Below are 24,380 nucleotides of genomic sequence, written 5' to 3'. Positions count from 1 at the left end.
GGGCCTTCGTCGGCCTGCAAACTATAGCCGTACCGTTCGCACCGTGGCAGTGGGAAATGGCTGAACCTCGTGAACCGGGCCAGACTCGTAAGAGAAATACCCCGTGGAGCACACTCATGTCCCTGCATCGTGTCGCCCGTTTCGCCGATGTACCTGAAGACCGAGGCCTTGAAGTACAGATTGGCGACTGCCGGATTGTTCTGTTGCGCACGGCTGGCCAGTTACGTGCGTATCAGGGCGAATGCCCGCATGCCGGGGCACCGCTGGCGGAGGGTGCCGTATGCCATGGCCGGCTGATCTGCCCTTGGCACAAGGCAGCCTTTCGTCTTGAAGATGGCGCCTTGTGCGAACCGCCGGCGCTGGACAGCCTCAAGCGCTACCCGCTGGAACTGCGCGCAGATGATGTCTGGGTCGATGACCAGCCTTTGCCGGAGCCTCACAGCCCACCACTGGACGACCAACGCACCTTTGTCATCGTCGGTTCCGGCGCCGGAGGAACCGCGTGTGCCGCCGCCCTGCGGGAGAAAGGCTTTGGCGGGCGGATCGTGATGATCGACCGCGAACCGGACGCCGGCTATGACCGCACGGTATTGAGCAAATTTGTCCTGTCCGGCGAGATGCAATCACAGCAAACCCCGGCCTTGCGTGATGAAGACTTCTACCGCGAGCAACACATCAACCGGGTTTCAGGCGAAGTCATCGCCCTCGATGCGCCGACCAGAACCCTGCATCTGGCCGATGGCCGGACGCTGAACTACAGCGCCGCCGTCCTCGCAACCGGCGCGCTGCCCAATACGCTGACCTTGCCCGGTGCAGACCTGCCGCAGGTATTTGTCCTGCGCTCGCGGTCCCACGCCGGACAGATCATGAGAGCTGCAGAGCCAGGACAACGCGCCGTCATCATCGGTGACAGTTTCATTGCCCTCGAATGTGCTTCGGCCCTGCGCCAGCACGGTCTCGAGGTGACGGTGCTGGCGCGCCACGCCACGCCCTTCGCGGCGCAGTTCGGTGAGGCCACGGGCAAGGCTGTCCGAGCGCTGCACGAAGAGAACGGGGTGAAATTCATCGTCGATCACGCCGCCCGGGAGATCACTGGCGATGGCAAGGTCGAGGCGGTGTTGCTCGATAACGGTCTGCGTCTTTCGGCGGATCTGGTGCTGGCGGGGATCGGCGTGCACCCGGCGACCGCGGCGTTCACCTCACTGCCACTGGAGGACGATCGATCGATTCGGGTCGATGCCGGCATGAAGGTCACCGACCACCTGTGGGCCATCGGTGACATCGCCACCTTCCCGTCAGGCGGCAAGCCGACACGCATCGAACACTGGCGCCTGGCCCAGCAACACGCACGGATTGCCGCCGCCAATATGCTCGGCGCCGACGAACACTACCTCGACGTGCCGTATTTCTGGACCTGGCACTTCGGGCGCAATTACGACTATCTCGGCCATGCCGAACAGTGGGACGCCATCGAATTCATGGGCGAGCCCGAACAGCCGCCCTTCATCGGCCTGTTCGGCGCCGACGGCCTGGTGGTGGCTGCGGTGGCCTGTGAACGGGAGCGCACCATGGCGCTGCTGGCTGAACGCATGAAGCAGCCGCTGCCCATGGAAGAGGCCTGGCGGCTGATTCGCGCGGTCAGTTGAGCCGGTTCGTGGGATCGCGGTTATCGTCGTCCTCGGCGTGCAGAAAGATCACCCGCGGGTGCTCGAGCGGAGCCAGCGGTGGCGGCAGTTCCGCAGGTTCAACCGGCCACAGGTGCGGCACGACATGGCTGACATCACCGTCCTGATTGTTGTGGATGGTGATGACGCCCGGGCTGCGCAGCTTCTGCAGGCGGTCATCGCACAGCTTGAAGCTTTTGCTCAAACCATCATCGTCGACCACCGGCGCGGCCAGACGACGCTGGGCGAAACTGCGGCTCTTGCGCTGTTGATAACGGGCCCAGGAAATCAGGATCACGGCATTGATCAGCGCCACCCACAGATAAACCTGCAACGTGCCCAGGGCCTCGAACGCCGAGTTGTCGATGCGCGGGCCGCCGGCATGGGTTTCAATCAGCGGCCACAGTCCGCGTACCAGCAGATATAGCAGGCCGACCCAGGCCAGCACGGTGAGGATCACATCGATCACCACCAGAAAGGGTCGCTGGCGGGTCCGGATGATTTTCATTTGATGACCTCCTCTTCGTCGTCCCCGACCGGTTTGATCCCCCGATCAGGACTGACCCAACGCGCACGCTTCTGATGCTGGCCGAACAGCACCTTGGGAAAGCTGACCAATGTGGTCAGCAGACTGATGAACCAGAACACCAACGGATACCAGACCACCCAGAACATCGTCCGGCCAAGGCCCGGTTCGTAACGCCGGTCAATCACGATACTGACCGCGAACTGCACCAGGCAGACAAACGCCAGCAACAGCCCGGTGAACGCCGGCGGCATCAGGTGATGCACGGCAATTGCGTCGGGCAGGACCACGAACTTGCCGACAGCCCAGAAGATGACCGACAACAGGAACGTGAACGCCCAGCCGGTCGAGAGGCAATATTCGAACAGCAGCGGCCACAGGTAGCGATGGCGGTACTGCCAGATCCCGCGAATATTCTTGAACAGTACTTCGGCGCCGCCCTGGGCCCAGCGCAGGCGCTGTTTCCACAGACCGCGCAGGGTTTCCGGCATGAGGATCCAGCACAGGGCGCGGGGCTCGTAGAAGATGCTCCAGTGATCGAGTTGCAGTTTCCAGCTGATGTCGATGTCTTCGGTGATCATGTCCGGGCTCCAGTAGCCCACCCGGTTCAGCGCGGTGCGGCGGAACGCGACGATCACACCCGACACCGTGAAGATCCGTCCGAACACCCGCTGCGTGCGCTTGATCAGGCCGATGATCGACGAAAACTCGCCGACCTGGACTCGCCCGACCAGTGTCGAACGTGTGCGGATCCGCGGGTTGCCGGTCACCGCGCCAAGTCGTGCGTTGTCGAGCATCGGCGCCACCAGGTAGGCGGCGGTGTTCGGCGCCAGCAGCGCATCACCGTCGATGCACACCAGATATTCGCTGCGCGCCGCGATGGCGCCCATGCGCAGGGCCACAGCCTTGCCCTGGTTTTCCGCCAGGTGCAGCACCCGCAGTCGTGGGTCTTCCTTGGCCAGCGCATCCAGCACTTGCGCGGTGTTGTCCTTGGAACCGTCGTTGATCGCGATGACTTCGATGTTCGGGTAATGCTGCGCCAGCGCCGCGTGAATGGTGTCAGCAGCGTTGTCGCCTTCGTTGTAGCAAGGGATCAGGATCGAAATCAGCGGTTCACCTGCCAGCGGCGGCGGCAGCGTGTCGTCCTTCCACGGCCAGTGCCGTTCCCAGTGCAGCCAGAAATACAGGCCGCCGGAAATCCACAACCCGGACATGAACAGCGGGTAGAAGAACACGAAGTCCATCAGGAATTGCCCGGTGACCAGGAAGATCAGCCCCAGCGGGACGCCGAGGACGATCGCCAGAACCAGCAGGGCCAGCAGTCTATCCAGCATGTCATGGGTTCCATTTGTTGGAGAGCGCAGGCCGCACGGTTTTCAGGTCCGGCAGGTTCTCGAGGAAGTTGTCCGGGTAGTAGCCGAAACTGGTCGCGCCCTGACGCTTGAGACGGCCCATCCAGTCGGCCAGTTGTGCGCCGTCGATGTCGGCCTGATCCTTTTTCGTCCAGTCCCGGGCCTGCAGTTCGAACACTGTGCGATCCAGCGCACCGGGGCGCTGTCTGATCTTCGCCACCAGTGCTTCCAGCCACGGGCCGGATTGCGCATGGGTCTGTTTTTCCATGAGCGGCATGGCCATCGGCGCCGTCCAGTCGTAGCTCACGAGGAAATCGTCGAGGTTCTGCGCGAACCAGGCTTCGCTCTCGGGGTTGAGAATCGGCTCGGCGAAGAGGTTGCGCGCAGTAAGCACCTGCGGTCCCCGGATTGCCCGGACCTTGGCGGTCAGTTCGTGGGTGAAGTCGATCAGGTAACGGCTCTTGAACCGCGTCCAGCGCTGCATGGCCGCCGGATCATCGCGCAGGGCCGCAATCGAGCCCGGCAGACCGTGGGCAGCGTAGGCCTTCAGGGCTTCAGGGCTGGCGTCCTCGAAGTCCGACAGCACGGCGTCGTCGTGATAGAGGATGCCGTCGACCGAAGTCAGGCGCGCCACGTCTTCGTAGATCTCACCGATGATCCGCCGCACTTCGGGATCGAACGGCGACAGCCGCTTGTACTGATCCGGGTCGACCGACGTGGTGCCGGTCTGCGGATCCCAGCGCGTGACCCGCGGCAATTTCGAATCCAGCGCAAAGCTCAGCACCGGCATCCAGGCAAACACTTTCACGTGGGCCCGGGTACGCAACTGCCAGGCGACACGGTCGAAGATATCGGCACGTACCGGCAGATGACGGTTGGGGAAATACAGCGAATGCACCAGTCCATCGCCTTTCGGATCGGCGAAGGCTTGCAGGAACACAGTGTTGGCGCCCATGTCGGCCATACGCTGGATCAGCTTGCCGAGGTTGACTTCCTGTTGTGCGGGGTCCGGGTCATAAACGTTGTCCAGGTCGACGTGCACCACACGCATGGGAGAGTCGGACTGCACCGCGACGATGCTGTTGGCAAAGTGCTCGCCATCCGGGTCTGACGCGACGAGGAAACGCGGGCTGCTCATCAGGTTGTCGAGGGCATCGAGACCGTCATCGAGGGTCAGGGCCATTTCGTAACCCTGCTCGCCCACGACAGCCAGCGAAGTGCCATCCGCCGTGCCGTAAGGCCAGACCCAGACCCGTGGTTTCTTGCCGGTGGCCTTGCGGATTTTTTCAGAAATGGTGGCCACGTCAGTGCGGATCCGCGCCTGGAAATCCGCCTCGGATTCATAGCGTCTGGTCACTGGATCGTAACGCCGGGTCGCGGCCGCCGGCTGCATGTTGCCTTGCGGGTTGGCGAGGATGCCTTTGTGGCTGGCATCAGTGTGGGCGGCGATTTCCACGAGGCCCGATTGCGAGATTTCCCGTATCTGATCCCACGTCAGAAAATCGGAGCGCTGACGTGGAGTGCCGGCGAAATCCACTGGCTGATTCAGCGGTGTGTCGATCCAGACGCCCACTGGTGCCAGCAGCGCATGCCAGTTGTAGGCGCGCAGCACCGGCATCACGCGGGTGTAGAAACTCGAATAGCCATCGTCGAAGCTGAGCAGGATCGCCTTGGGTGGCAGTTCCGGCCCGCCCTTGCGCGCGGCCATGATCTGATCGACCGTCACCGGCCTGTAGCCGTTTTCCCGCAGCCACGCCAGTTGCTCGATCATGCGCTCGGTGCGCACGGCCACCACGGCCTGATCGGGGTCGCGATCCTCGACATCGTGATAGGCGATACCCAGCACGTGGTTTTTCGGCCACGGCTTCTCATTGGCCGCCACCGGACGCTCGGACGGCGGCGCGAAGGCCGGAGCCTGCTGGGCGCAGGCGCTGACCAGCAGCACTCCCAGCAAAAGGATGAAACGCGAAATCAAAGGCATCTTCAAACTCTTCTAGAAGCGGAAAGTGAGGTCGACGAGCAGACGCAGATCGGTTTCCCGGTCACCGTCGTAGGGCCGGTTGATCACACTGAACAAACCGCCCACCTCGAACACGTCGTTCCAGGCATAGCGTTGGCCGTAGCCCAGCATCGCCATGCCGCCGGTGCCGTGGTCACGCTGGCTGTACGTGCCCGCACCGGCCTGGAACTGCTGGCTCCAGGAGGTTTCGTAGCGGTGGTAGAGCACATGGTTGACGTTGACCGTCGGCATCACGCTGAAGTCCGACTTCGGGTTGAAGTACGGCACGTCTTCGGATTTGGAGTTATGACTGGTGCTGACCTCCAGACCGGCATCGACCTGCACATGGGGGGTGCTGTAGACACCTTCGCGGCCGGTCAGCAAGGCTTCGACACGGTTGTTGCCGTCGCTGAAGTGCGACGGGCTGACCGACAGTTTCCATTCGCGGCTTTCGTTGGCGCGCCAGCGGATGAAACCACTGCCGCCGTTGGCCTTGATGTTGCTGTTCAACGCACGCAGCGGGGTGTCCGCCGACAGGTATTCAAGACTGCCGCCGTACTGCCAGTGATCATTGATGTCCCGGGCAATCGCCAGACGCGCGCCCTGCTTGTCACCGTAACCATAGGAGTGGTTGGAGACTTCGGCTTCAAGGGTCATGTCGCGGGTGCGCCGTTCCAGACCCAGGCGCTGGAAGCGGTGGTTGCCGGTACCTTCAGCGAAATCGCCGGTGGCATAACCGACCCCTGCGAACACGCGCCAGTCTTCATCGATCGGCGGGCTGTACAGCGTGCTCTGGATGCCGAAATCGCGGCTGCCGCTGACCGCTCCCGCCCCGCCGCTGCCGCCACCGTTGGCCTTGCCGCCATAGGCTTCGACGCGCAGTTCGGACATGTCATGCACCTCACGCTCGCGGGCGGCGCGCTGCACCTGGCGGTTGTCCGGGAAGCGCTCCACGACATCGTCGGTCAGGGCATCCATCTGCCGCCATTCCTGAAGCGTCATGGCGGTACGGGCCTGAGCCACTTCCAGGCCCATGTCCCGGGGCACCATGCTCTCGACTTCCTTGAGCTGGGTCTCGGCACGGCGCGGCCACTGACGCGCCAGGTAAAGATCGGCCTGGGACAGACGCAGGCCGACGTTGCCCGGCGCCTGATCGACCAGCGTCTGCAAGCGATCCTCACCATGGGGCAAGTCCGCGCCATAGGTGCCGGCGGCCTGGGCCGACAGCAGTTGGGCGTCCATCCAGTCGTCGCTGGGGTTACCGATCGGCAAGCCCTTGAGTTCGACGCGTGGTTTCTCGTTTTTGGCCAGATCCTCGGCGACCTTGCGCGCCTCTTCGGCGCGGTCACTCTCCAGCAACGAGTAATACAGTGCGGTGGTGTCTTCGAGGCGATCACCGGCATCGGCGTCCGGTGCCGAGAGCACCTGGCGATACAGGTCGGTGGAGACTTCCGGCTGACGCTGATCCAGATAGGACGCAGCCACCCAGCGCAGGGCGTAGGTCGGGATCTTTACGCCTTCGGCTTGCAGTTTCTGGTATTCGGCAATGACGTCGGCAGTACGCGCCCGGGCCTTGAGCGCGCCCATGCGGTCGATGCGCCAGCGGGTCACATCGTCGTGGGCGCTGGCGTCCGGAGTCCAGGTGGCGAGCAGTTTGTCGTAGTCGGCCAACGCCCGGTCTGCGATCACATAACGTTCTTTTTCGCTGCGGGTCGCGAATTCGGCGAGACGCACCCGTTCGGCAGCCAGATCGCCTTCGAGGCGGCGCAGGGTCACCGGATCGATCAATCCCGGACGCTGGCTGGCCAGGCGCAGCGCAGGCTCAGGCAGACGGGCCTTTTGCAGGGCGACCACGTATTCACGGGCGACTTCCGGTTTGCTGCCGGCGCGAACGAAGGCCTGGTCGTATTCGAACAGTGCGTCGTATTGTTTGCCGGCACGGGTCAGGGCGTAGCCCAGTGCAAGGCGGCGCGAAGGATCATCGGGTTTGGCGGCAACCAGCGCCCTGGCGCGGGTCACGGCTTCGTCGGGTTTGCCGGAGTCAGCCTGGGTCAGCGCCAGACCGAGTTGCAGGTCGGCATTGTTCGGCTCCAGCACCAGGGCTTTGTTGTAGACCTCGATGGCCTGATCCCAGCGCTTGAGATTGCGATAGGCGCGGGCGGTGGCGGTCAGGGCCTGAATCGGCAATGTGCGGCCGCGCCCCTGAGTCTCGTAGACCTGCACCACTTCCGCATCGAGCCCGGCCCAACTGGCGATTTGCAGGTGATCGCTGATCTGCCCCGTGGTGGCCTGGGCTGGCGGCACCTGACGCAAAGCGGTCAGCGCAGGCGTGTAATGGCCTGCACGGGCATCGAGCACCATTTGATCGTAGGCCGTATCGGCCAACGCAAGCGCAGGCCAGAGCAACTGGCTGCACAGCGCGACTCGAAACAAAGGGCGTAAACCACGATGTAATACAGGAACATCAATACGCGGCATTCGTCAGCATCCTTACATGGCCAGCCGGGTAGCTACGCCCCCCCTTGCCCGATTCGTGACGGCGGCCAAGTCAGTATCACTTGGCCAAACTTATCCAAGCAGTCTTGCACGCAAGCGTAGACCAATATTCAGAACACAATATTTGTTCAGATTCATGACCGAAAACACGGGTTCGCGCCGCCGACGAGAACGCCAGACAGCAAAACGCCCGGCCTTCGCAGATAGCGAAGGCCGGGCGCCGGGTATTGCGCAGGTTTACTGTTCCTGGCTGACGCTGACGCCGGCGAATTTGCTCATCAGGAAGCCGACAAATTGCTCGACGGTCATCTTCTGGCCGTTGAACTCCACCTGATTGGCGGCGTAATGCAATTTGGTCGTCACATGGGTGCCATCCAGCGTCGCCAGTTGCGAGCCCACGGCCATGCCCGAGAACATGTCAGCGGCAGCGCTGGCCTGATCGACAATGGCTTTGGCGTCGGTCTGGCCGTCGACCTGCGCCTGCACGCTGAGCAGATCCACCAGCATCGGCTTGGACACCTGCACATTGAGATCAAGCAGGGCGATCAGTTGCTTGCCCAGTTGATCCGGTGGCAGGTCCATCGACGCCGGTTTGGTCAGGTCGAGCACCAGATTGGCACGGCTCTCGCCGTTGGCGGTTTTCAGCGACAGATCTTCCAGCGCCAGTTGCGGCCCGGCGGCCAGCAGTTTCTGCAGGTCAGCCTTGACCTGCGCGGACTCGGCTTCGGTCAGGTTCAGCTCCGGCGCCGGCAAACCGGCGGCGGTCGCTTCGGCGGCGGCCTGCTCATAAGGCTGCAGTTTGGTCTGATAGATCTGCATCAGCGACATCGCCGACGGAATGTCGAGATTCTTCAGGCTCATGGCCAGGTTGGCCGAACCGATTTTCTTGTCGTTGAGCGTGATTTCACCGATTTTGTAGTCCGCACGACCGGAAGCGCTGCTGCCGTTCTCTTCGGTGAGGTTCTTCATTTCGAAGTTCTTCACGCCCAGCACCGACTGTTTGGCACCGAAGGTAGTCTTGCTGCCGGTCAGCTCCAGCGTGTTCTCGCCGGTGTAGTAGCCGTAGCTGCTCTTGGTCAGGTTGCTGGCCAGGGTCAGGCCATTGAGCTCGACCTGAACCGGCGCCTGGTCTTCGGCCACGGTGGTCAGGTGCAGGCTGTCCATGTAACCGTTGGCCTTGACCTTCTGCGCCTGGGCGCTGGCGGAAATGTCCATGTTCAGCCCGGAAAACTTAAGGCTCGACTTGTCGTCCAGCGCGGTTTCCAGCGGCAGCAGTTCGATGTTGCCGGTGGTGGACTGGTCGTAGCCGATATTGACCACACCCTTCAGTGGCGCGGCGCCTTTGGTGGCGGCGAACCATTTTTCGGTGACTGGAGTCTTTTCCAGCTCATAGTGACTGGAGGCCATGACCGGCAGCCATTTCAGCGATACCAGACGCGAGAAAGGCAGCGGACCGTGTTCGATGTGATCGACGAACAGCAATTCGACCGGCGCTTCGCCGAACATCTCGCCTTCGCCCTTGAGGCGATAGTGGGCAGTGCTGCTGAAGGTATGACGCTCCAGCGACACCAGCTCCAGCGATGCGCTGCCGTTGGAGCCGGCCATGGCGGCCTGCAGCTCTTTGTTGGCGTCGACGACGGCGTTGTTGAGCACGCCTTCGATCCTGGTGCCGGTGTACCAGGCCCCGCCGACGCTGATGGCGCCGATGGCAACAACGATTCCGAGAAGCACGCCTGCTGATTTATTCATGAATGACCTGATCGATTTCCGTGGCTGAAGGTGTGGTCGTCTTCCGTGAACCCGTGACCGGGCCGTGGCTCGACTCCGCTGAATTTAGCGGTGGAGATTAGCACTGGCCGCAGGCCGCGGCCCAATGTTTAAAGGTTAAAGAGTGTCCACGGGACATGGACAAACAAAAAGATCGCCGGATTCGGCGATCTTTCGGAAGGTCAGGAATACTGCACCTCGATTTCATCGAGCTGATGATCGAAGCTTTTCAGCCGTGCGCTCCATGTGTACACCAGCACCTCGAAATCCCGGTCGATCACCGCCCCGCCCGGACCGTCGCCGCGCGGGTCGCAGAAGTCCAGCTGATAACGCTCGCGGGCCATGGCCGTGGCGACGTCGGACAGTTCCCGGGCGTTGTTCAGCCAGTGCCAGCCTTCATCGGCGACTTGCCTGTCAAGCTCCAGACACTGCTTCTTCAGGGCCTCGAGGCTCTTTTCCAGCGGGGTGCCGGTGAGTTCGCCCATGACTTCGGCGAAGGTGCGCCCCGGTTGCCAGTAGCTGCCCCAGAAGTAGCGGTCGAACACGGTTTCGACCTTGCGCAGCGCGACTTTGGTGTCCCAGATCAGCAACAGGGTCTTGCTTTGTTCAAGCTGTCTTTTTTTGAGCCGCTGCACCTGCACCGACGCCCAGGCCACCACCACGATCGCCATGACCGCGATCAACGCGGTCGCGCTGTCGAGGAAGACCATCGCCTTGTCGATCTGATGGGCCAGCATGATGCCGTAGAAATAGGTGGCCGATAGCAGCACCAGTGCGACCAGCGCGCACCAGAAGCCGAGAGCGTAAGGGTTTTTCATTATTGGTTTCCCCTGGACCTGCGCTAGCAATGTGCACTGAAAAGGCGCCTTGCTCAGGGCGCCCCCCCAACACTTCAAAGCATAGCAACGGCTTCAGGGTTTGCTGGCGCTCGAGGCTTGCGTTCGTCCGCTTTCCCAGCCGCCGCCCAGGGCCAGGAACAGATCGATCTGGCTCATGGCGACCTGGGTGTTGGCAGCGGCCAGTTGCGCGGTGACATCGGTGTAGGTGCGAGTGGCTTGCAGGTCGGCGAGGAACGACTCGCGGCCCGCCTGGAAGAATCGGTGAGTCTGATCAGCCGCCAGCTTCGCCGATTGCTCGGCATCGGCCAGGGCATCGCGGCGTTGCAACAGCGCAGTGTACTGAGCCAGGCCGGTCTGGGTTTCGCGAATGGCATTGAGCACCACGCCATCGAAATGTGCCAGTGCACCCTGGGTCGAAGCCTCGGCTTCACGAATCCGCGCCCGCGCTGCGTTGGTCGGCACCTTCCAGCTCAGCGACGGACCGAATCCCCAGCGATTGGTCGACGGATCGCCAAGGTCGGAAACAATCCCCACCGTGCCGATCGTCGCGCCAAAGCTGATGTCCGGGTAGAGCTCGCCGGTGGCGATGCCGATCCCGGCGGTCGCAGCCGCCAGTCGCCGCTCGGCCTGGCGGATATCCGGGCGGCGCTTGAGCAGCGCGGCACCATCGCCGACCGGCACCAGCTGGGCGATTTTCGGCAACTCGGCGCAGGTCGCGGTGCCGGCCGGCAATTGATCGACCGGTTTGGCCAACAGCATCGACAGACGGAACAGCCCGGCCTGACGTGCGGACTCATAACGTGGCAAATCGGCACGCAGCGACTTGAATTGGGTTTGCGAGCGCGTAACCTGGGTTTCATCGCCGCGTCCGGCATCGCGCAGACGCTGGATCAGCTCGGTGCTCCGTGATTGCAGGTCAAGGGAATGCTCGGCGATTTCCCGTTCTTCGTTGGCCGCACAGACCTGGGTATAGGCCCGGACGACATCGGCCACCAGAGTGATGCGTGCGGTATCGGCTGCGGCCTGGGTTGCATCGGCGTTGGCTTTCGCCGCTTCGATCCCGCGTTGCAAAACGCCCCACAGATCGAACTGATACGAGGCACTGATGCCGATGTCGGCGACATTGGCCACCGGAACTTTCTCCGGCAGCAGGAACGCCTGACCGGACTCCTGCAAACGCTGGGCGCCCATTTTCACGCCGCCGCTCCAGCCACCGGCCGCCTCGGCCTCGTCGACCTGCGCACGGGCCCGCGACAGATTCGCCGCCGCCACCCGCAGATCGGTGTTGGACGCCATGGCCTGCTGCACCAGTTGATCCAGGCGCGGATCCCGATACAGCCGCCACCAGTCCGCCGGCACCGGACTGGAAACCACAGGCTTGCCGGCCACCGCCAGGTCGCCTTGAAAATCCTTGCGCTGAATCGCTGCGTCGGCGGGCAAGTGATAGTCCGGCCCGACCATGGAACAGGCCGACAGCATCATGCCCAGACCGACGATCATCAGGGCCCTGCTCATTTTGCGGGCTCCTGTTGATCATCGATGATCGACACCGTGGCGGTACGCCCGGCGATCATGCGGAAGTCTTGCGGTACGTCGTCGAAGGCGATACGCACCGGAATCCGCTGGGCCAGTCGCACCCAGCTGAACGCCGGGTTGACGTTGGGCAGCAGGTTGCTGCCGCTCGAGCGGTCACGGTCCTCGATACCGGCGACGATGCTCTCGACATGTCCGCGCAAACGGGCGCGGTCGCCGATCACACGAATGTCCACCGACTGACCGATGTGGATGCCATCGAGTTTGGTCTCTTCGAAATAGCCGTCAATGTGGAACGAGTTACTGTCGACCACCGACAGCACCGGACGCCCGGCGGTGACGAACTCCTGGGCACGCGGCGCCCGATCGTTGACATAGCCGTCCACCGGGCTGCGGATCACCGAACGGTCGAGGTTCAGTTGGGCGCTGTCCACGGTCACCAGCGCTTCGGCCAGTGCCGATTGCGCGCGGGCGACTTTCGACTGACTCTCTTCCAGTTGCTCGGTCGGCACCAGATTACCCAGGCCCCGGTTACGCTTGGCTTCACGCTGGGCCTGGGCGAGGGTTTCTTCGCGGTCGGCAACGGCCGCCTTGGCCTGACGCAACGCCAGTTTGAAGCGGTCCTGATCGATGCTGAACAGCACCTGACCGCGCTTCACCAACTGGTTGTCCTTGACCTCGACCTGCTGGATCAGCCCGGACACGTCCGGAGCGATCTGCACGATATCGGCGCGGATGTGGCCGTCACGGGTCCAGGGGGCGAACATGTAATACATCACCATGCGCCAGACCACGACGACGGCGAAAGCCACGATCAGCAAGGTCAGCATCACGCGACCGATAGTCAAAAACGGTTTTTTCATGTCATCAGGTATCGACTGAGTGCGTCCACGCCGTACAGCATCACGGCGTAGAGGGCCACGTTGAACAATGCCCGGTGCCAGACCAGACGGTAGAAATGCAGACGTGTGAGCACGCCATGTACCAGCACGAACAGCACATAGGTGATGCCCATCAGCACCAGCAGGGTCGGCAGGAAGATGCCGCTGATATCCAGATCACCGATCACAGGGGCGCTCCTTCGGGCAGGGGTTCTTCGGGCTCGGCGCTGGAGACGAATTCGACGCCGGGCAACAGCGCCAGCCGCAAACCGCTCAAGGCGTGCAACAGGTGCAGGCGGGTTTCTTCATCGCCGTGGCCGTTGAGCGCACGACGGGTGCGGTCCATGGTCATCAGCAAGGCGCTCGGCGCCGGCAAGCGCTCGCCGGCCTTGAGGCAGGCGCGGAAATACTCGCCGACTTCAGCCACCACTTGCTGCAACAACGCATTCGGCGCACCGGTCACGCGTGGGGTGTAGGCCAGCAGATCAAGCAGGTTCAGGCCCACGCGCACTTCACGCATGGCGATGCCGGTGTCCTGACCGGTCAGCGCCAGACGCGGCAGGTGCTGCATCAGGCGGTCGAGCAATTGCACACCCAGTTGCCGGTGCTCGGCGAGGTTCGCCGGTTCGGTCATGTTGACGATGTCTTTCCAGCTGAAACGGGTCAGGCGCTTGGCCGCCAGTTCAGCACCGAACGGGCGGGTGATCAGGGTCCAGATAAACGCAAACAACAGGCCCATCGGGCCCGCCAGGTTGGAGTTGGCGAACGCAAAGAAGTCGGCGTCATACGCACCGGAAATGCTGATGAACGACGACGTGTTCACCAGCGTCAGCAGCATGCCGAGATAGAACCGTGGTTGCACCGTCAGGGTGCCGACGCAGATGAACGGAACGGCAAACGCCAGCACCAGCATCGGGAAGTCATGCAGGTTCGGCAGCACCAGAAACAGGTACAGACTGGCAAACAACACCGACATTCCGGTCCAGAAAAAGAACCGGTAAATCTGCGGCGCCGGGTCGTCCATCGAGGCGAAAAAACTGCACGACACCGCCGCCAGAATCACCGCACTGCCGCCGTCGGTCCAGCCCAGCAGAATCCACAGCACGGAGGCGACGATGATCGCCAGAATGGTCGAAGCCACCGAATACAGCATCAGCCCACGGTCCAGGAACGGCGTCAGACGACCGAGGCGCCAATGGCGATAGACCGCACGCCAGCTGTCCTGGCGTTCGCACAGGATCGCGTCCTGCAGACTGCGGCAGTCCTGCCACAGATCGATGAATTCGCCGAGGCGGTACAGCGCGTTGGAAAACAGCAATTGCTTGCGGTCTTCCAGTGCTTCGGCACTTGGCTGCAAGGCTTCGAGCCGATTGCGCAGGGCTTGCCAGCGGTCGAGATCGGCATCCTTGAAACCGAGCCATTCGCAGGTGGCGCTGAGCAGCGGCGCGAATTTTTCCACCAGTTCCGGCGTGCGCCGTTCGAGAGCGTAGAGCGAATCTTCCAGCGCATCGATCACCGGCAGCAGATGAATCATTCGCCCGCGCAGTTCCTTGGTGTTGCGTACCGTCTGCGGTCGCGCGCCTTCGTGGGGCAACTGGCCGATCATCAATTCCAGGCTGTTGAAACTGCCGACCATGGCCATGCGCAGGGCGGTGACTTCTTCGGGATTCACGTCACGGCTGAGAAATTTCAGGCTGTAAGTGGTCGCATCGGCGAACCACTTGCCTACGGCATCGTTGAACACCGGCGCCAGGCGCCGAGGCCAGAACATCGCACCGACCACCGCCGCCACCGCGATGCCGAGGAAGATCTCTTCGGTACGTGCCTCCGCCACGTCCCACACCGCCAGCGGGTTATCCACCACCGGCAGGGCAATCAGCGGCAAGGTGTAGCCGGCGAGCATCAACGCATAGTTGTTGGCGGTGCGCAGATGCAGAGACAGGAACAGCAGAATCCCGGTCCACAACGCGATGACCACCACCAGCACGTACGGGCTCTGGACGAACATCGGCACGAACAGCACCGCCGCGGCAGCGCCGAGGAACGTACCGATCGCCCGGTACAACGCCTTGGAACTGGTCGGGCCGAGAAACGGGCTGGAGACGATGTACACCGTGGCCATCGCCCAATACGGACGCGGCATCTGCATGAGCAAGGCGATGTACAGCGCAATCATCGAGGCCGCGAAAGTACGGATCCCGTAGAACCAGTCGCGGGCCGGAGGAATGCCGGTAAAAAAGCCGTTCACGGATGGATCACCGCTGGCGGGCTCGCCGCCTCGAAAGCTCTCAATACTCGAAGCGTAGCTGCCAGATCACTCTGGTCGATGCCTTCGAGCACCTCATGACGCAGACGCACCAGTTCGGTTTCCACCGCTTGCACCAGCTCGCGGCCGGTGTCGGTCAGGCTCAGGCATTTGGCCCGGCGATCCTGGGCGTCTTCAGTGCGGCACACATAGCCGGCGTGACACAGCTGATCGAGCAACCGCACCAGCGAAGGGCTCTCCATCCCCGCTGCCTGCGCCACCTGCACCTGACGCACACCCTCACCCAGACGTCCGATCATCAAGAGCGGGACGGCGCAGGCTTCGGAAATTCCGTAGTTGACCAGCGTGGTCTGGCAGATCTTCCGCCAATGCCTGGCGGCCACCACCATGGCACTGCTGATGTTCATCTGGAGGGATTCGAGGTCGTTCGGCACGAGGGAATGCACACACTGTTAGTTTGCTAACTATCAATATGGCATTGGAGGGGAAATTCAGTCAAGTTTTGAAACAGATTGGCAGGCAGCCTTAACTCAACGTCGCTTGGCGCTCTCGTAAACATCTCCACGCTCACGCTTACCGACCGCGACTACCGAGACAACCACCCGCTCTTCGATCACCTGGTAAACCAGGCGATAACCGGATGCCTTGAGTTTGATCTTGTAACAGTCAGGCATCCCATGCAGGGAATCAGCTGGAATACGAGGACGCTCCAGGCGCTCAGCCAGTTTCTTCTTGAATTGATCGCGCAGCGTATGACCCAGTTTGTTCCACTCTTTGTGAGCAGAAGGCAGGAATTCGAGCTTATAGGTCATCCAGACTCACCGGTATGGGAGTCTCATGACTGCGCGAACGAACGATTTCTGCCAACTCGAGATCGTCAAGCCGCTCCATCAGCGCTTCGTAAACGTCAGCCGGCACCATGTACCCCATGACCCGGTTGTGATTCAGGACAGCTACCGCTCCTCCATGCGCGCCGTTGAGCACCGCAGAAGGATTTTTTTTCAGTTCAGAAACACTGACAGCCATATCGGCCAGAACACTTTGCATAATAAAAGACCTCAATTGAGGTCGTGATTCTGGTCTAAATAATCATCACAGGCAACCGGATGAGTTAACCCGACTTACGAACGGCAGACTGACTGCTACCCCGCCCGCCCCTTCCTCAACATCACATCCAGCTGATCCACCACCTCCGCCCAATCCGCATCGTCAAGAATCTCGTCCCGCAAGAAATCCGCCTGGCTTTTGGTCCAGAAAAACGCGTCACACAGGTGCAGTTCGGGCTTGAGCGGGGAATGGGCGGCGATGAACTGGTCGATGCTGACCGGGTCGTTGGGCAGGCCGAGTTGTTTGAACAGGGACGGAAGGCTGTGCGTCGGGTTTTCCATGTCGCAACTCCTGCGAGATTTATAGGGTGTGAAAGATTTTTCGCGAGCAGGCTCGCTCCCACAGGCTTATCGCAGCGCCTGTGGAAGCAAGCCTGCTGACGATTGGCTTCGGCCCGGACGCCGAAAAAACCTACTGACTCAACTCACGCACCTGCGCATGGGGCACCATTCTCAGAAACTCGGGCATGCTCATGTGCAGCAGGTTGTTGTGGTTGCCGGCCTCCAGGTAGATGTCTTTCTGCCGGGTCACCAGCGGGTCGATGACCATGTCCAGGCCATAGGAATCACCCAATGGCGGCACCGCGCCGCGTTCGCAATCATCGAACAGGTGCGCCAGGGTGCTTTCGCGGGTGATCTGCCACTCGCCGCTGGTGCGCACCTTGCTCAGGTCCAGATGGCGGCTGGCGGGCAGCACGGCCATCAGGTAATGCCCGTGGCGGTCGTCGAGGATTACCGATTTGGCCACCCGTTCCGCCGGAATTCCCGCAACCCGCGCCGTTTCCAGGCTGCTGCTGGAGTGCGGATGGGCGACGATGTCGTATTCGCATTGCGCCCGGGTCAGGCTGCTCTGCACTTTTTTTGCCATGCGCATGATGCACCTCGGTGCCCGCCGACGCTGCGTGGCGGGCAGTGATGAACGTTTTTTCCCGCTCTTGAAAGTCTAGTCGGACACGCCGCGGACGCAGGGAATTCCGCTCACTGGCGGCACGGGCAAGTCGACCGGAATTCGTCAAGCCCCGGGCTCGACTAGACTGTAAAGAGAATCCCTGACTCTCCCGGAGGGTCACGTGAACATCCGTAGCTGTGTATTTGCCCTGTTGCTGCTGAGCGGATCGGCGCTGGCGGCGGACACTTCGCTACCGGCCGCCAGCCCGATCGGCCTGTGGCTGATCACCCTGGGCATCGTGTTTCTGATCGCCGAAGCCGCGCTGCCCAACTACGGCATGATTGGCCTGGGCGGCATCGTCATGTTCGTGATCGGTGCCCTGATCCTGAGCAACGCCGAATTGCCGGTACCGATGATGATCGGCCTGGGTCTGGTCAGCGCCCTGTTGCTGATCGCGTTGCTTATTCGCGCGCTGAGAACCCGGCCACGCCACCCGGTCAGCGGCGACGCCGGCCTGGTCGGCAGTGTGACGGCGGTGACCGTGGTGGAATCGCAGGACACCCGCAACGGCTGGGTGCAACTACAGGGAGAACGCTGGCAAGTTTTCAGTGCCACACCGCTGCACACCGGGCAACCGGTGCGGGTGGTCGGGCGCAGGGGCTTGTTGCTGCAAGTGGCCGCGACTGATGCGGCACCGCTCGGAGAGTGATCATGGGTCTGCAAATCGGTTTTGTCGCGCTGCTGCTGTTGCTGATTGCCATGGCCGGCTCGACGTTTCGCATCCTGCGTGAATACGAACGGGGTGTAGTGTTCCAGCTCGGGCGCTTCTGGCAGGTCAAGGGGCCGGGGCTGATTCTGCTGATTCCGGTGGTACAGCAAATGGTCCGGGTCGATCTGCGCACCATCGTGCTCGATGTGCCACCGCAGGATGTGATCACCCGCGACAACGTCTCGGTCAAGGTCAACGCGGTGCTGTACTTCCGGGTGCTCGACCCGCAGAAGGCGATCATCCAGGTCGAGGACTTTCTGACTGCCACCAGCCAGCTGGCCCAGACCACTCTGCGCGCAGTGCTCGGCAAGCATGAACTGGACGAACTGCTGGCCGAGCGCGAACAGTTGAACATCGACATTCAGCAAGTGCTCGATGCCCAGACCGACGCCTGGGGTATCAAAGTCGCCAATGTCGAAATCAAACACGTCGACCTCAACGAATCGATGATCCGCGCCATCGCCAGGCAGGCTGAAGCCGAACGGGAACGGCGGGCCAAGGTGATCCACGCCGAAGGCGAATTGCAGGCCTCGGAAAAACTCATGCAGGCCGCCGAGATGCTGGGCCGCCAGCCCGGTGCCATGCAATTGCGCTACATGCAGACCCTCAGTTCGATCGCCGGTGACAAGAGTTCGACCATTGTCTTCCCGTTGCCGATCGAGTTGCTCAAGGGGATGGCGGATCAATCGGCCAAGTCGTGAAGGCGCAGGCACTCAAGCGCTTCATAGGGTGCCCGCGCACAACGCTCCACTTGCGCCCGTAACAGCGCCGAGGCTTCGCGGCGCTTGCTGTCGCCGTCGGCGACAAACATCTGAGACGGCTGTTTCGCATGCGGCGCAGAGCCTGCCAGGGCCTTTTCGCCTTGCGTGGCGTTCAGGCGGAAAAAACTCGCCAGACGTCCCGCCATGGCCTCGGGCAACTCGCTGTAATTCACCGCCAGACCGCCCGACGCTGCGCAATGCAAACGCCCAGCCTCCAGCAAGCGACCGAGTCGTCGGGCGATGAAGTCCTCACGCCCCACGAACGGCAAACCATCGTCCAGCACACATTCACCGAGCATGCCCGGCACCATATGCATGCCCGGACGCCGCAGATGCGAAACGGCGATTTCCAGCGGATCGCGATAGACAAACAGCCATGGTGTATCGGGGAAGCACGCCCGCAGCGACGGCCATTCGCCGATGTTCCAGGCATCGAGTTTGATCACCAGTCGTTGTTCCATGCCGCGCCGACGCTGTCCGTAGGCCGAGAGCAATCCTGCGATGGCTGCCCGACGTTCGACATCCGTCAGATCACTGCGCAGCAAGCTATCGAGGGGCGGAGGTTCCGAGATCACGATGTGATCATCGAGCCGCGCCAGCATCTGGCTGATCAACGTCGAACCGCAGCGCGAGGCATGCAGGATGAAAGCGCTCGGTGCCAGACCCGGGCTGACCGCTTGCCAATCGGCAAGCGTCGACAAGGGCGTTTGCCGACGAAACGCCTGATTGAACGGCAGCTGCAGCGCCTGCTCCACCGCCTCGCGAAAAAACGGCTGGCACAGGGGCGAATCACCGAACCAGCACCAGTCGACCTGCCATTGCCCGGTGGCTTTCCAGATGCGGATCGGCAACCAGCCGTGCAGATTCAGGCTCGCCATTGTTCGTTCCAGGATCGACGTCCCGTGCGCATCGCCGCCAGCAGTTCTTCCCGGGAGAAAGACAAACCGCGCCCGGCGGCCAATGCCAGTGTCTGCTGGATAAACGCTTCGGGGTCGTGCAGTGCCTGCAAAGCTGCGGACAGCGACGGATCCGCGACCAGCAGACGCTCAAAGCGCTGTAATGCCGAGTCTTGCGCATCAGGCTGCGGAGTGCTCGGCAGTCCCTCGGCAATCATCCGCTCCAGCCAGGCGCCGGGACGGCAATCGAGTACCAGATGAATGCGCGCCGTGCTGTCGCGGTTGTCGACCCGATGCGGTCGCGCAAGATCCAGAAACCAGCACTCCCCTGCCGCCATCGGCATGCGCAAGCCATCGAGCCAGAAGTCCACGGCGGGCGGGCTGAGCAACGGAATGTGCAGACGTAGATCGGCGTTTTCACCGTCGAGATCGTAGTCGCGATGCTCATGGATCTGCCCGCCCGGTCCCAATCGCAGCAGCCGGGCACTGACGATTTCCACAGGCAGGTCGCGCAACGCCTGTTGCCAGCGGCAGTCGTTCAACCAGAGACGGCGCGGCACCGCTTCGGCGGTACCGGGTGACAACTCGGTCAAGGCATCGGCAGCGGAAATCAGCGCCACGCCATTCCAGTCACCCTTGAAATACGCGGTGTTGAAATGGCCGCGCCAATCCCGACCGTCAATTGCCGACAACGCCTGCAACAGCAACGGCAGATCCACAGAGACCGGCAGGCGCGAATACGCCGGCCGACTCATCGCTTACTTCGCCGCCGGGCGGGCCACCGGCACCGAAATATCCCCCGAGGCCCACGCCGCCTCGCGGTTGGCCAGCGCCGTGGCAATCGACTGCACTTCTGTCGACTGCACCTGATCCGGCAACGGATCGAGCCCGGCACTGGCGAAGATCTGACCGTAGGCATTGCGCAGGTCGGCGTAGGACAGATCGCGACGCAAGTCCGCCTGCAGGTTGTTCAGTTCGCCCTGGATCAGATCCAGTTCGCCGATGCCCGCCGCCTGATGGCGGTTGCGCAACTGGCCGACGATTTGCCCGTCGATATCCGACAATTGCTGGTTGGTCTTGAACTGACGCAACGCCTCCTGATAGTTGGCGTTGGCCACGTACAACTGCGCCAGCACCGCAATCGACATGGCCTGACGGCGTGCGGTGGCGACTTCTTCACCGGCCTTGGCCACATCGATGGCCGCCGGCGCGGAGATCACGTTGAACAGGTTCCAGGTCACCTTCACGCCATAGTCGGCCCAGCGATCGTTCACCAGAAACGAGTTGCTGTCGTAGTGGCCGCCGGCGGAAAACTCCAGGCCCGGCAGCATTCGCAACATGGCCTTGCGGGTTTCGGCGGCGCTGATCCGGGTCTGGTAATCCTGCTCGCGCAATTCCGGGCGGCTGGTCAGGGCTTCCTGTTCCAGTTTGGCGATATCGACCTTGAGTTCCGGGATCTGATAACCGTCGTCGGTTGCCAAGGTCAGGTTGGTGCCCATCGGCAGGTTGATCAGGGTCGCCAGCTCGGTTTTCGCCAGCGACAGTGCGCGGCGCTGTTCCTCCAGTTGCCGGGTGGCTTCGATTAGCGAACGCTGGTAGCCGAGGGACTGCACCGGATCGCCGATGCGTTGCTCGCTCATGCTTTCACTGTTGCGCCGGGCACTGTCGACCCGCGCCATCAGACTGTCGATCTGCTTGAGCAGACGCTCGGCCGCCATCGCCCGCCAATAGGCCGAGCGAACGTCCTGAACGATGGTGTTGATCACCTTGCGCCGGCGCTCCTGCACGATCAGGCGCTGGTCGCCCTGCTGTTTGGCGTTGATGTAGCTGACACCGAAATCGAGCACGTTCCAGACCATGGTCAGGTCGGCGACGTTACGGTCACGGTCCTGGGAGGTCGAGGGCTCCAGGGACTGGGTGCCGGTGCGCACGCTCTGACTGCTGGAAGCGCTGACGTTGTTACGCCCGACGTAACCGGCGTCCAGCGCCATGCGCGGCAACATGTCGAAACTGGCGAGGTCGAGCTGCCGCTTGGCCAGCGCTTCCTCCATGATCTTCAGGCGTCCTTCGAGGTTGTATTTCACCGCGCGGGCCATGGCCTGATGCAGGGTCAGCGGACCGCGCAGCGGTTCCTGGCCCTTGTACATGGTTTGCAGGTCGGCTTTGGCCCGTTGCTCGCTGACACTGCGTTCGATCGGTTCACTGGTGACTGCACATCCGCTGATCGCCAGCGCCAGCAGGCTGGCGCCGAACAGTTTCTGACCTTTCTTCATCCCTGGATCGCCCCTTGGGTCCCGCATAATTGTTGAATTGTTCTGGTTGGTCAGGCCGGCATTTCGCTGATGCCGGCCTGTTGCAGCGCCGCGGCCAGGTTATCCACCCGATGCTGCTCGCTGTCCTTGATCTGTTGCAGTTGCTGGCCCAGGGTCGGCGCGCCGAACACACCGCGCAGCCCCTGGGAGATATCGCCGCCCTTGAGCGAATGGCTGCCGAACGTGTTCAAGGAATCCCGCTCGGCAGCACTGTTCTGGTTGAAGAAGCTCGACAGGGTGCTGCTGGCGAACACGCCGCCATCGCCACCGCCGAAGCCGAGGAAGCCATGGCCGGAACCGTCACCGCCGCTTTCGCTGCTGCCAAAGACCTGAGCGATAAAGCTTGGGCTCAAGGCACCGTGGTTGATGAAGATGTCACCCAGAGGACGCAGGCCGTTACCCAATACCCGCTGCTCGAACAGCGGCGGGAAGGTCAACGGTGAACCGAGGTCACCGGTGGGTGGCGCAAAGACCAGCGGTTGCAGTGGCACGTTCGGCAGCGGTGGCTGCACGACCGGGTCGCTGCTGCGGAACTCAGGGTCCGGCGGCACCACGACGAGCGGTGAAGTCGGCGAAACGGCAGGCACCGTGTTGATCACATAGTTGCCCGACTGACTGATTCCGCTGCCACTGTTGCCCGACAGGTCGCTGACCCCGGCGCTGTTGACGCTGATCGCATTGCTGGCGCTGTTGACGTTGGCGTTCGGCGTGAGAGTCGCGGTCCAGGTCTTGCCACCATCGCTGCTGCTCAGGTTGGACAAGGTGCCGTTGGCCACGCTGATGTCCGACAGGTCGAAACCGGTGACCGCCTCATTGAAGGAAATGATCACCTGCGAGGTCTGGCCGATGCCCAGATTCGGATTGGCAACCACAACCGTGGCGGTCGGCCGTTCACTGTCGAGGGCGTAATTGTTCGACACCGCCACCGTGCTGCCGGCATTGCCCGCCAGATCAGTGACGTTGCTGGTGTCCAGGGCAATGAAATTGCTCGGGTCGGTGACATTCGCGGTCGGCGTGAACGTCGCGGTCCAGGTCTTGCCGCCGTCGCTGCTGCTCAGGTTGCTCAGATCCCCGTTGGTCACGCTCAGGTCCGACAGATCGAAGTTGTTCACCGCCTCGCTGAAGGTAAAGGTGACCGTGGTGGTCTGGCCGATGCCCAGGTGCGGGTTGGCGACCACGATGCTCACCGTCGGCCGGGTCGCGTCGAGGATGTAGTTGTTGGAGATGGCGATGCTCGCCCCGACGTTGCCGGCCAGATCCTGCACGCCGGCGGTGTCGAGGATGATCAGGTTGGTCGCATCGTTGATCCCGGCAGTCGGCGTCAGGGTCGCGGTCCAGGTCACGCCGCCGTCACTGCTGCTCAGATTGGACAGGGTGCCGTTGGCGACGCTGAGGTCCGACAGATCGAAACCGCTGACCGCTTCGCTGAAGGTGATGGTCACGGTGGTGGTTTCACCGATGCCCAGGCGATTGTCGGCGACCACGATGGTGGCGGTCGGCAGCGCGGTGTCGATGGCGAAGTTATTGGAGTCGGTCGTACCGATGCCGCTGTTGCCCGACAGATTGGTCACGCCGGCGTTGTTCAGGGTGATCAGGTTGGTGGCGTCGCTGACATTGGCTGTCGGCGTGAGGGTCGCCGTCCAGGTGATACCGCCGTCGCTGCTGCTGACGTTGCTCAACGTACCGTTGGCGATGGTCAGGTCGCTGTTGTCGAAACCGCTGACCGCCTCGCTGAAGGTGATGGTCACCAACGAGGTTTCCCCGGCCCTGAGCGATGTGTCGGCAACCACGATGGTGGCGGTCGGCACCTGGGTCTGCACCTGGTAGTTGGCCGAGCTGGTGGTGCCGGTGCCGCTGTTGCCGGCCAGGTCGGCGATGCCGGTATTGTTCAGGACAATCAGGTTGGTGAGATCGGTGACACCGATATTCGGGGTGAACGTGGCCGTCCAGGTAACGCCACCGTCGCTCGACGTCACATTGCTCAAGGTGCCGTTGGCGACGCTCAGATCCGAGTTGTCGAAACCGGTCACGGCCTCACTGAAGGTAATGGTCACCAGCGCCGTTTCGCCGGGGCGCAAATCGCTGTCGCTCATGACAATCGTGGCCGTCGGGCGCTGACTGTCGACCGCGTAGTTGTTGGAGTCGGTGGTGCCGCTGCCGGCGTTGCCCGCCAGGTCGGCGATGCCGGTGTTGTCCAGGGTGATCACGTTGGTGGTGTCGGTGATCCCCGCCGCCGGGGTGAAGGTCGCGGTCCAGGTGATGCCACCATCGCTGCTGCTGACGGCACTCAACGTACCGTTGGTGATGGTCAGGTCGGCGTTGGT

At 62.4% G+C, this 24,380-nt stretch carries 22 protein-coding genes; 3 read left to right on the top strand and 19 right to left on the bottom strand.

Annotated features, from left to right (window positions below; translation table 11 throughout):
* Nucleotides 1–116: 116 nt before the first annotated feature.
* Nucleotides 117–1,646, top strand: coding sequence for an FAD-dependent oxidoreductase (locus tag BBF94_RS02425; RefSeq protein WP_065257466.1), 1,530 nt, complete (start codon nt 117–119; stop codon nt 1,644–1,646).
* Here BBF94_RS02425 and pgaD read toward each other — a convergent pair.
* From pgaD to BBF94_RS02350, 15 genes are all read right to left on the bottom strand, one after another.
* Nucleotides 1,639–2,172, bottom strand: coding sequence for a poly-beta-1,6-N-acetyl-D-glucosamine biosynthesis protein PgaD (gene pgaD, locus BBF94_RS02420; RefSeq protein ID WP_065257465.1), 534 nt, complete (start codon nt 2,170–2,172; stop codon nt 1,639–1,641). The two genes, BBF94_RS02425 and pgaD, sit on opposite strands and share 8 nt — an antisense overlap.
* Nucleotides 2,169–3,524 (bottom strand): poly-beta-1,6-N-acetyl-D-glucosamine synthase, encoded by a 1,356-nt coding sequence (gene pgaC, locus BBF94_RS02415; protein ID WP_065257464.1) that lies wholly within the window; start codon nt 3,522–3,524, stop codon nt 2,169–2,171. The genes pgaD and pgaC overlap by 4 nt, the downstream gene beginning before the upstream one ends.
* Nucleotide 3,525: 1 nt before the next feature.
* A complete protein-coding gene (gene pgaB, locus BBF94_RS02410) occupies nt 3,526–5,523 on the bottom strand; it encodes a poly-beta-1,6-N-acetyl-D-glucosamine N-deacetylase PgaB (RefSeq protein WP_065257463.1) in 1,998 nt (665 codons plus the stop codon).
* A gap of 12 nt (nt 5,524–5,535) precedes the next feature.
* Nucleotides 5,536–8,019 (bottom strand): poly-beta-1,6 N-acetyl-D-glucosamine export porin PgaA, encoded by a 2,484-nt coding sequence (gene pgaA, locus BBF94_RS02405; RefSeq protein ID WP_065257462.1) that lies wholly within the window; start codon nt 8,017–8,019, stop codon nt 5,536–5,538.
* Nucleotides 8,020–8,274: 255 nt separating this feature from the next.
* Nucleotides 8,275–9,786 carry a YdgA family protein gene (locus tag BBF94_RS02400; protein ID WP_065257461.1) on the bottom strand — a complete coding sequence of 504 codons (1,512 nt, stop codon included), beginning with the start codon at nt 9,784–9,786 and terminating at the stop codon, nt 8,275–8,277.
* A 200-nt stretch (nt 9,787–9,986) separates the two neighbouring features.
* The gene (locus BBF94_RS02395) at nt 9,987–10,622 is read right to left on the bottom strand and encodes an NADH:ubiquinone oxidoreductase subunit N (RefSeq protein WP_065257460.1); all 636 of its coding nucleotides are present in this window, start codon (nt 10,620–10,622) and stop codon (nt 9,987–9,989) included.
* A gap of 93 nt (nt 10,623–10,715) precedes the next feature.
* Complete coding sequence (locus BBF94_RS02390) at nt 10,716–12,158, bottom strand: efflux transporter outer membrane subunit (protein ID WP_065257459.1); 1,443 nt, start codon at nt 12,156–12,158, stop codon at nt 10,716–10,718.
* Nucleotides 12,155–13,039, bottom strand: a complete 885-nt coding sequence (locus BBF94_RS02385; protein WP_065257458.1) for an efflux RND transporter periplasmic adaptor subunit — start codon at nt 13,037–13,039, stop codon at nt 12,155–12,157. The genes BBF94_RS02390 and BBF94_RS02385 overlap by 4 nt, the downstream gene beginning before the upstream one ends.
* A complete protein-coding gene (locus BBF94_RS02380) occupies nt 13,036–13,245 on the bottom strand; it encodes a DUF1656 domain-containing protein (protein WP_065257457.1) in 210 nt (69 codons plus the stop codon). The genes BBF94_RS02385 and BBF94_RS02380 overlap by 4 nt, the downstream gene beginning before the upstream one ends.
* Complete coding sequence (locus tag BBF94_RS02375; RefSeq protein ID WP_065257456.1) at nt 13,242–15,305, bottom strand: FUSC family protein; 2,064 nt, start codon at nt 15,303–15,305, stop codon at nt 13,242–13,244. Before BBF94_RS02375 ends, BBF94_RS02380 begins: the two co-directional genes overlap by 4 nt.
* Complete coding sequence (locus BBF94_RS02370; protein ID WP_065257455.1) at nt 15,302–15,730, bottom strand: MarR family winged helix-turn-helix transcriptional regulator; 429 nt, start codon at nt 15,728–15,730, stop codon at nt 15,302–15,304. Before BBF94_RS02370 ends, BBF94_RS02375 begins: the two co-directional genes overlap by 4 nt.
* A 123-nt stretch (nt 15,731–15,853) precedes the next feature.
* Nucleotides 15,854–16,135 (bottom strand): type II toxin-antitoxin system RelE family toxin, encoded by a 282-nt coding sequence (locus tag BBF94_RS02365; protein ID WP_065257454.1) that lies wholly within the window; start codon nt 16,133–16,135, stop codon nt 15,854–15,856.
* Nucleotides 16,125–16,370: a type II toxin-antitoxin system Phd/YefM family antitoxin gene (locus BBF94_RS02360; RefSeq protein ID WP_065257453.1), complete on the bottom strand. Its 246-nt coding sequence runs from the start codon at nt 16,368–16,370 to the stop codon at nt 16,125–16,127. The genes BBF94_RS02365 and BBF94_RS02360 overlap by 11 nt, the downstream gene beginning before the upstream one ends.
* Nucleotides 16,371–16,465: 95 nt before the next feature.
* On the bottom strand, nt 16,466–16,711 hold the full coding sequence (locus BBF94_RS02355; RefSeq protein ID WP_065257452.1) for a DUF2789 domain-containing protein: 246 nt from the start codon (nt 16,709–16,711) through the stop codon (nt 16,466–16,468).
* Nucleotides 16,712–16,841: 130 nt separating this feature from the next.
* Nucleotides 16,842–17,303, bottom strand: a complete 462-nt coding sequence (locus tag BBF94_RS02350; protein WP_065257451.1) for an aminoacyl-tRNA deacylase — start codon at nt 17,301–17,303, stop codon at nt 16,842–16,844.
* A gap of 196 nt (nt 17,304–17,499) precedes the next feature.
* Between BBF94_RS02350 and BBF94_RS02345 the strand changes: the two genes are divergently transcribed.
* Together BBF94_RS02345 and BBF94_RS02340 are read left to right on the top strand one after the other, a co-directional pair.
* Complete coding sequence (locus BBF94_RS02345) at nt 17,500–18,027, top strand: NfeD family protein (protein WP_065257450.1); 528 nt, start codon at nt 17,500–17,502, stop codon at nt 18,025–18,027.
* A 2-nt stretch (nt 18,028–18,029) separates the two neighbouring features.
* Entirely contained in the window at nt 18,030–18,788 is a 759-nt protein-coding gene (locus BBF94_RS02340) for a slipin family protein (protein WP_065257449.1), read from the top strand.
* Here the strand turns inward: BBF94_RS02340 and BBF94_RS02335 are convergent.
* The 4 genes from BBF94_RS02335 to BBF94_RS02320 all read right to left on the bottom strand — a co-directional run.
* The gene (locus BBF94_RS02335) at nt 18,770–19,726 is read right to left on the bottom strand and encodes a sulfotransferase family protein (protein ID WP_065257448.1); all 957 of its coding nucleotides are present in this window, start codon (nt 19,724–19,726) and stop codon (nt 18,770–18,772) included. The two genes, BBF94_RS02340 and BBF94_RS02335, sit on opposite strands and share 19 nt — an antisense overlap.
* On the bottom strand, nt 19,714–20,499 hold the full coding sequence (locus tag BBF94_RS02330; RefSeq protein WP_065257447.1) for an aspartyl/asparaginyl beta-hydroxylase domain-containing protein: 786 nt from the start codon (nt 20,497–20,499) through the stop codon (nt 19,714–19,716). The genes BBF94_RS02335 and BBF94_RS02330 overlap by 13 nt, the downstream gene beginning before the upstream one ends.
* Nucleotides 20,500–20,502: 3 nt before the next feature.
* Nucleotides 20,503–22,017, bottom strand: a complete 1,515-nt coding sequence (locus BBF94_RS02325; RefSeq protein WP_065257446.1) for a TolC family protein — start codon at nt 22,015–22,017, stop codon at nt 20,503–20,505.
* 50 nt (nt 22,018–22,067) lie between these two features.
* Nucleotides 22,068–24,380: Ig-like domain-containing protein (locus BBF94_RS02320; RefSeq protein ID WP_225875032.1), on the bottom strand; the 2,313-nt coding region annotated here is incomplete at its 5' end.

The sequence above is a fragment of the Pseudomonas bananamidigenes genome, assembly GCF_001679645.1.
In the GTDB taxonomy this organism is placed as follows: Bacteria; Pseudomonadota; Gammaproteobacteria; order Pseudomonadales; family Pseudomonadaceae; genus Aquipseudomonas; species Aquipseudomonas bananamidigenes.
This window is presented reverse-complemented; position numbering and strand designations above follow the sequence as displayed.